The 7393-nt window shown below is 43.3% G+C and carries 8 protein-coding genes; 1 reads left to right on the top strand and 7 read right to left on the bottom strand.

The genetic code is table 11. The features are described 5' to 3' along the window. The 7 genes from L8106_RS30345 to L8106_RS05645 all read right to left on the bottom strand — a co-directional run. Positions 1-113, bottom strand: a 113-nt coding sequence (locus L8106_RS30345; RefSeq protein WP_009783261.1) for an NADH-quinone oxidoreductase subunit K, incomplete at its 3' end; no start/stop codon positions are given. An 81-nt stretch (positions 114-194) separates the two neighbouring features. Then, positions 195-821, bottom strand: coding sequence for an NADH-quinone oxidoreductase subunit J (locus L8106_RS05670; protein WP_039895573.1), 627 nt, complete (start codon positions 819-821; stop codon positions 195-197). A 96-nt stretch (positions 822-917) separates the two neighbouring features. Then, on the bottom strand, positions 918-1526 hold the full coding sequence (gene ndhI, locus L8106_RS05665) for an NAD(P)H-quinone oxidoreductase subunit I (RefSeq protein ID WP_009783259.1): 609 nt from the start codon (positions 1524-1526) through the stop codon (positions 918-920). Positions 1527-1715: 189 nt separating this feature from the next. After that, positions 1716-2834, bottom strand: coding sequence for an NADH-quinone oxidoreductase subunit NuoH (nuoH, locus tag L8106_RS05660; RefSeq protein ID WP_009783258.1), 1119 nt, complete (start codon positions 2832-2834; stop codon positions 1716-1718). A gap of 211 nt (positions 2835-3045) precedes the next feature. Beyond that, positions 3046-4224 (bottom strand): citrate synthase, encoded by a 1179-nt coding sequence (locus L8106_RS05655; RefSeq protein WP_009783257.1) that lies wholly within the window; start codon positions 4222-4224, stop codon positions 3046-3048. 100 nt (positions 4225-4324) lie between these two features. Further along, on the bottom strand, positions 4325-4822 hold the full coding sequence (gene sixA / locus L8106_RS05650; RefSeq protein WP_009783256.1) for a phosphohistidine phosphatase SixA: 498 nt from the start codon (positions 4820-4822) through the stop codon (positions 4325-4327). A 126-nt stretch (positions 4823-4948) separates the two neighbouring features. Then, positions 4949-5446: an HNH endonuclease gene (locus L8106_RS05645; protein ID WP_009783255.1), complete on the bottom strand. Its 498-nt coding sequence runs from the start codon at positions 5444-5446 to the stop codon at positions 4949-4951. 293 nt (positions 5447-5739) lie between these two features. Between L8106_RS05645 and alr the strand changes: the two genes are divergently transcribed. Further along, positions 5740-6954 carry an alanine racemase gene (gene alr / locus L8106_RS05640; RefSeq protein WP_009783254.1) on the top strand — a complete coding sequence of 405 codons (1215 nt, stop codon included), beginning with the start codon at positions 5740-5742 and terminating at the stop codon, positions 6952-6954. Positions 6955-7393 lie beyond the last annotated feature (439 nt).

Genomic DNA, 7393 nt, shown 5'->3' with positions numbered 1-7393 from the left:
AACTCAATTGACATCAAGACTCGGACTGCATTTCTGCTGGTAATTAATCCATAAATTCCAATACAGAATAAAGCGGCTGCAACGACCAAAAAATACTCTAATTGTAATTCCATGAATGGCTTGTCTCTCCTAACTTATTACTGAGTTAAAAATAGTAATTTCTCTCTGTCGAGTCGGGGAAATCTACAAAAATCTTAACGTTCAGAAGAAGATTGTTGACTCGAAACAGAAAGCAATTCGCGCGGACGTTCTTGTAAAGTCCAACCTGGAGTTTGAATTTTTTCTTCGGGGATTAGATCGGGGATAAAATCTCGACGGGCTAAAATAATTGCACCGACCATTGCCATCAACAAAAATACAGAGGCTAACTCAAAAGGTAACAAGAAGTCAGTGAAAAAGTGCTGTCCAATAATCATAATTGAACTTTCTTCTGGGGGAACACTAACAGTAGCTTGCGACATCCAGGGAGTAGATAATACCATCGTACTCAGTAGGGCAAATAACCCCGAACAAACCAAAGCCGTCGCCCCTTTGCGAACCCAAGGATTTGGCAAGGCTTTAAAGCTTTCCTGCTTGTTCACCAACATAATCCCGAACAGGATTAAGACATTCACGGAACCGACATAAATCAAAACTTGCGCGGCTGCTACAAAATCAGCATTCAGGAGAATATACAGCCCTGCCATACTCATAAATACCCCGCCCAACAAAAAGGCAGAGTAGACAATATTTTCCAGCAAAACTACCCCTAAAGCCCCTCCCAGCATCATCACAGTGAGCAGACCAAACGATATAATTTGAACCCCTTCGGCTAAATTCACAATTCTTTTTTCCTTATTTCTGTGCTGAATTGACAATGGAAAAATTGAGAAGACAAGCGAAACTAAATCCATTGCCTATCTTCTCTTGAGAACTGCCTAATTCTCATCTTTTGATTCTTGTTGTTCTTCCATTTGTTCCAGAATTTCTTCTGGACGCAAACCTGCCCGACGTGCAGTCTTCGGAAGATCGTGAGGGTCCATCACTCCCTTCGGTAAATAGGCCAGTTCTCGCATCGGAGTCACCATCGGATCATTAGTCACCTTGTAGGGTAGACGTCCGAGTGCAACATTATCATAGTTCAACTCATGGCGATCATAAGCTGCCAACTCATATTCTTCTGTCATCGATAAACAGTTTGTCGGGCAGTATTCTACACAGTTTCCGCAGAAAATACAAACCCCGAAGTCGATGCTGTAGTGCTTCAGTTGTTTTTTCTTATTTGCCTTATTAAACTCCCAGTCTACAACAGGCAAGTTAATCGGACAAACCCGCACACAAACTTCACAAGAAATACACTTATCAAACTCAAAATGAATCCGACCTCTAAACCGTTCAGAAGGAATCAATTTTTCGTAAGGATACTGAACCGTAATCGGACGGCGACGCATATGATCAAAAGTTACAGATAACCCTTGACCAATATATTTAGCGGCTTGAAAAGTGTCTTTAGCGTAGTCTGTGACTTGATTTAGAAACTTTAACATGGGATTCTCTCTCAAGTTGTAACAATATAGTGATCGCAATTTTTGAGTCGGGATCAGACTCAACGTTGACTACAGAATTTAATCATTCTGGTGAGGGCAAAGGACAGAAGAACCAAGGAAACGCTAAATCTCCTCAAACTTTCAGTCTTTCCGGCCTTCGCTTGCTCACGTCTTTAAAATTAGCGTCAATTATCCCCCAAATGCGATCGGGAAGGCTAATTTTAAGGCGGCGGTGAGGAGTAAATTCACCAACGCGACTGGAAGCAAAAACTTCCAACCGAGATTCAACAATTGGTCAATCCGTACCCGAGGTAAAGTCCAACGCAACAGAATGGCAGTAAAGACTAACACATAGGCTTTCAGTAGGGTCATGGTAATCCCTAAAGAACCTGTAATCACCTGCAACCAGGGTGTCGTTTCACTGAGATTTAGCCAACCGGCGATCGCCTCAACCGGAATCGGAAAATCCCAACCGCCCAAATACAGCACCGCCACCAACAGCGACGAGAGCAGCAAATTCACATAAGAAGCCAAATAGTACAGGGCGAATTTCATCCCGGAATATTCGGTTTGATATCCAGCCACCAATTCTTCTTCAGCTTCCGGTAAATCAAAGGGTAGACGTTCACATTCTGCTAAAGCGGCGATCCAAAAAATCAGAAAACCCACGGGTTGGCGCCAAATATTCCAGCCCAGGATACCGTAACCGGATTGTTGTTCAACGATATCAATGGTGCTGAGGCTATTGGACATCATCACAATCGCCAAAACCGCTAAAGCCAGAGGGATTTCATAACTAATTGATTGGGCTGCCGCTCTCAACCCTCCTAAGAGCGAGTATTTATTGTTCGAGGCATAACCAGACATCAGCAAGCCAATGGGTTGTATGCTCGATAAGGCAATCCACAGAAAAATTGCAGTTCCCAAGTCGCTAATGATCAGATTCTGCCCAAACGGGACGATCAGGTAGGACAGAAACACGGGAATCATCACAATGATTGGCCCCAAGGTAAAAAGCCAGGGGTCAGCCAAAGCCGGAACAATATCTTCCTTAAAGAGCAACTTCAACCCATCGGCAGCCGGAGCCAACGTTCCCAATGGCCCAATAAATTCCGGGCCTATCCGTTGTTGGGCGGCGGCGGAGATTTTTCGTTCCAACCAAACCGAACCGAGTACACCCACTGTTGCAGCCACCAACATTAATCCCATTGGTAAGGGCATCCAGATGAGTTTAGCTGTACCTGGGGGTATACCAAAATCCATCAAGGCTTGGACAAAACTTCCTTGTAAGTCAATTCCTGGGTTCATTTATCCAGACTCAAACTTCAATTATCCTAGACATTGTGACAGCGCTCTATCAAACGAGCGTTAATCTGCCCTTGTTTGTAAAGATTCTTTAAAACCTTACTCCAGATTCAGTATAACGTTCGACCGCAGCCAAATTAACACAGACGAAAAATTTGAGCGGTTTTTTCCAGGAGGAGAAATGATCATTTCACCTCATTTCACCTGACTTTCTCTAGTTTCCCTCTTGTTCGAGTGGATCGCCGAGAGGCACCGCCCGTTCATCGATCGGAATGTAAGGTTCACCGTGAGAACCCGTATAGATTTGAGTGGGACGGTAAATGCGATTTTTACCGAGTTGTTCCTTCCAATGCGCCAACCATCCCGCCACCCGAGCGATCGCAAAAATCGGAGTAAATAAATCCGTCGGAATCCCTAACTTGCGATAGACTAAACCCGAGTAAAAATCTACATTGGGATAGATGCCCTTATGTCCGAGTTTGTCTTGAACCGCCGCTTCAAGTTCCACCGCAATTTCATAATATTTGTCGTGGCCAAACTGCTCAAATAATTCCTCCGCCAACTTTTGCAAGATAGTCGCGCGAGGATCTTTAACTTTGTAGACCCGATGGCCAAACCCCATGATTTTAGCTTTCCGTTCTAAAAGTCCATCCAGGTAAGGTCTAACATTCTCCACCGAACCAATGTCTTCCAACATAAACAAGACTTCTTCATTTGCCCCGCCATGCAAAGGCCCGGCTAACGTTCCCACCGCAGACGCCACCACTGCATAAGGATCAGTTAACGTCGAAGCGGTTACCATTGCCGAAAAGGTCGAAGCATTGATGGTATGTTCAGCATGAAGCATCAAACAGACATCAAACACCTTAGCCGCTAGCGGATGGGGTTCTCGTTCATTGAGCATATAGAGAAAATTTGCCGAATAATCGAGATCATCTCTCGGTTGTACCGCGTCATTTCCCTTCCGCATCAGTTGAAAAGCAGCAACCATCGTCGGGATTTTTGCTAACAGTCGCACGACTGCTTCTCCAATGTACTGAGGATTATCCAAAGCACGCCGGGAGTAAAACAAACCCAATGCAGCGGCAGAGGTTTGCAGCGCATCCATCGGATGACCCGTTTCTGGGAAACATTTCATCATATCTCGAATGCGATATTTAATCCGACGATGGTAGCGAATATCATGCTCGAAGCTATCGATTTCCTCCTGAGTTGGAAGTTTCCCCCAAATCAGCAGATAAGCCACTTCTAAAAAGGAACTCTTTTGGGCCAGTTCCTCAACCCGAATGCCTCGATATTCAAGTATTCCCTTTTGCCCATCGACGTAGCTAATACTGGACAAGGTTGCAGGAACACCTTCTAAACCAGGCTTGTATTCGCCGACGAAAGTCATAGCCGTTTCTCAATGTACATATAACCTATTCAGGGTACATTATCAGAACAACTAATCCAGTTGCTATTTTGACAACATTTAATTATTCTGACAGTGTTGACTAACTCAACAAAAATTTGGGCGGAGTCAGCCAAAACAGTTGACTATTGCCAACCAGTGAACCCGTTTCCGGTAAAGTTATCCCAATAATACCCGCTTTCTTGACGATCAGGGCATCTCGGATATCTCCCCAAATCAACACTTCCGCCCAATTTCCGAGATCCGGTTCATGTCCGACGAGGGCGAGGCTTTCCCCGACCGTTTGACTCCAGTTTCGATACCAGTCCAACCAAAAGTTAATCTCTCCCTCGGGTGCGAGTGGGGGAAATTCTTCGACGTGATCCGTTAAACCGACAGATTTGAGAATCTCAGCCGTTTGACGCGCCCGCACTAACGGACTTGACAGCACGATATCAAATTTTAGGTTTAATGACTTCAGCTTTTGGGCAATTTTTCGGGTTTTGCGATCGCCGTCTTTGGTTAAAGGACGTTCTTCGTCTATTTCGTACAGTTCTCGATCTGCGGCAATGCCATGACGAATCAAGTAAAGATGGGTCATCGCAAGAGTTCTCATTCAACTTGGAATTTTAGCATAACAGAATTTTACAGAGAACAGAGTTCACTGAAGAAATAGCTAAAACAGCTACAGAAATAACAAAACCCCTGTTTTTTCAGCCAACAGGGGTTAAAGACCAATTATATATTTCTGCCATTCTTGATTCATACCGCTTTTTAAGTGTTTCGTCACTTCAAAGTAAAGACTACTGTAAGGTTTTCGTGGGGGATGACGCAATATCATATTTGCCTCTCTGGGCGTGCGACTCCCCTTTTTGACATTACAGCGAACACAAGCAGCGACTAAATTTTCCCAGGTTTCGCCACCGCCTCGCGATCGCGGAATCACATGATCGAGCGTTAGCTCATCTCCGATATAACTACAATATTGACAAGTGTGACCATCCCGGTGCAAGATATTCCTGCGCGTTAGAGGAATGTCTTTGTAAGGAACTCTGACATAGTGGCGTAATCTGATCACCGTCGGTAGAGGAAAGTCGGGTAGAAGGTACTTTCCGTTATGCTCAACCTGTTCGGCTTTCTGCTTAAGTAACAAGACCACCGCCCGCCGCCAACTGGTAATATTTAGCGGTTCATAGGAGGCGTTCAATACTAGAACGTTGCCCATTGACGATCTGTTGCGATTTATAGTATTTGAACGATATTAACACAGCTTAACGCTTTCCGGGACAGGGAGACTTGACAGTTAACACTCACCCATGATGAATGGAGAATTGATCATTTACAATCTTCCCTCTCTCCCTGTCCCTTGTAAACTCTCTTGCCAAATCAACTCTTACCTTCTGACTTGACGACTCGCAACTCCTGATCTGCAAGATTTTTTCCCGATACAAATGTGCGATCACGATCTAAGCTTTATAGTCAACCAATGTTGTGAAGATGTCAGGAGTGAGTGAAAATATGGTAACTCAAAAACCAACCTCGGAAAAAGATCGCCTGATTTTAGCGTTGAGAGGGCGAGGGATTTATGATGAAATTTGTCAACGGTCTTGGGTTGAAATTAATTTAGCAGCGATCGCTTACAATGTTGAGCAAATCAAAACTCTGCTTTCTCCCCAAACAACACTCATGGCGGTGGTGAAAGCGGATGCCTATGGTCATGGGGCGGTTTCTGTCGCGAAAACGGTCTCTCAAGCGGGTGCGGGTGCTTTTGCGGTGGCGACGACTCCAGAAGGGATCGAACTGCGTGAAGCGGGAATTAAACAACCCATATTAGTTTTAGGGGCGGCTTATACTCCCGATGAAGTCAAAGCTATTTCTCATTGGCAACTTCAGCCGACTCTTTGTACTCCTCAACAAGCACTTTTATTTTCAGAAATACTCAGTCAACTCAACCAAACTTTAGAAGTTCATCTCAATATTGATACGGGGATGTCACGTTTAGGAACGTCTTGGCAACACGCTGTCGAATTTGTACAGTTAGTGCAGCGACTTCCTAATTTAAAAATTGCCGGAATTTATTCTCATTTTGCGACAGCAGATAGTCCTGATCAAACCTTGATGAGACAACAGCATCAACGCTTTCAAGACGTCATCAAAAAAATTGGGGTTAATCCTCAAAATGGTTTAACGAAAGAGACTGTTTCTCGTCCTTGTTTACATATTTCTAATTCTGCCGCTACTTTAACTGATTCGGCATTACATTATGATTTGGTTCGAGTGGGTTTGGCGATTTATGGTTTATATCCCGCCCCTCATTTAGCTGCAACGATTGACCTCAAACCTGCAATGCAAGTTAAGGCAAAAGTTACCCAAATTAAAATGATTGAAGCCGGAACGGGTGTCAGCTATGGCTATCAATATGTTGCCGAAAAAATAACTCGGGTTGCTGTTGTTGGGATTGGTTATGCGGATGGAATTCCTCGTAATCTTTCTAACAAAATGAAAGTCTTAGTTCGAGGTCAGCTTTTACCTCAAATTGGTGCAATTACAATGGATCAATTGATGATTGATGTGACTTCAATGCCGGATTTACAAGTGGGTGAAGTGGTAACGGTGTTAGGACAAGAAGGAGAAAATACGATTTCAGCCGAGGACTGGGCGGCGGATTTAGATACTATTTCTTGGGAAATATTATGTGGTTTCAAACATCGACTCCCTCGCCTAAATTTTTAAAAAAAGTTACAATCAATACAGAAATAAACAGGTTTAAACTTGAGTTAATAGATCTCTGAAACTCGTTTCCCAAATTAGGAACATTCTCAAAATCCGGTTTCCGATCAGTTACCGGATTTTTTGTATAAAATTATTGCTCAATCTACTCAAATAAACTTAGTCATCATCAAGCTGTTGCAAACTCTAGCAAAATTCTAAGTGAATATACTGAAGAATTTCAGACCAATAACTCCCTTAAATAACGTTTCGTCACTAAGCATCTGTCTAAAGGTAGATAGAGGTGTTTAGCTCTGTTCAAATTCTAAATAAATTGTTAAAATTATTTGATGAGGGTAAAACTGTTACTAGCCTCAATGCAACCATGAATAAATACACTGAATAATTTGAGACAGAATAACTGAACTTCTGAACTTCTAACGAATTATCTAAATTCAAAGAT

Origin of the sequence: Lyngbya sp. PCC 8106, assembly GCF_000169095.1 — a bacterium.
Lineage (GTDB): Bacteria > Cyanobacteriota > Cyanobacteriia > Cyanobacteriales > Microcoleaceae > Capilliphycus.
Note: the sequence above shows the minus strand (reverse complement) of the source record. Positions and strands in the feature narration are given on the sequence as shown.

Excerpts from the sequence above, each read along its gene's own strand:
- alr (WP_009783254.1), top strand. The coding sequence starts at position 5,740 with ATGGTAACTCAAAAACCAACCTCGGAAAAAGATCGCCTGATTTTAGCG.
- L8106_RS05655 (WP_009783257.1), bottom strand. The coding sequence starts at position 4,224 with ATGACTTTCGTCGGCGAATACAAGCCTGGTTTAGAAGGTGTTCCTGCA.
- sixA (WP_009783256.1), bottom strand. The coding sequence starts at position 4,822 with ATGACCCATCTTTACTTGATTCGTCATGGCATTGCCGCAGATCGAGAA.
- L8106_RS05645 (WP_009783255.1), bottom strand. The coding sequence starts at position 5,446 with ATGGGCAACGTTCTAGTATTGAACGCCTCCTATGAACCGCTAAATATT.
- nuoH (WP_009783258.1), bottom strand. The coding sequence starts at position 2,834 with ATGAACCCAGGAATTGACTTACAAGGAAGTTTTGTCCAAGCCTTGATG.
- ndhI (WP_009783259.1), bottom strand. The coding sequence starts at position 1,526 with ATGTTAAAGTTTCTAAATCAAGTCACAGACTACGCTAAAGACACTTTT.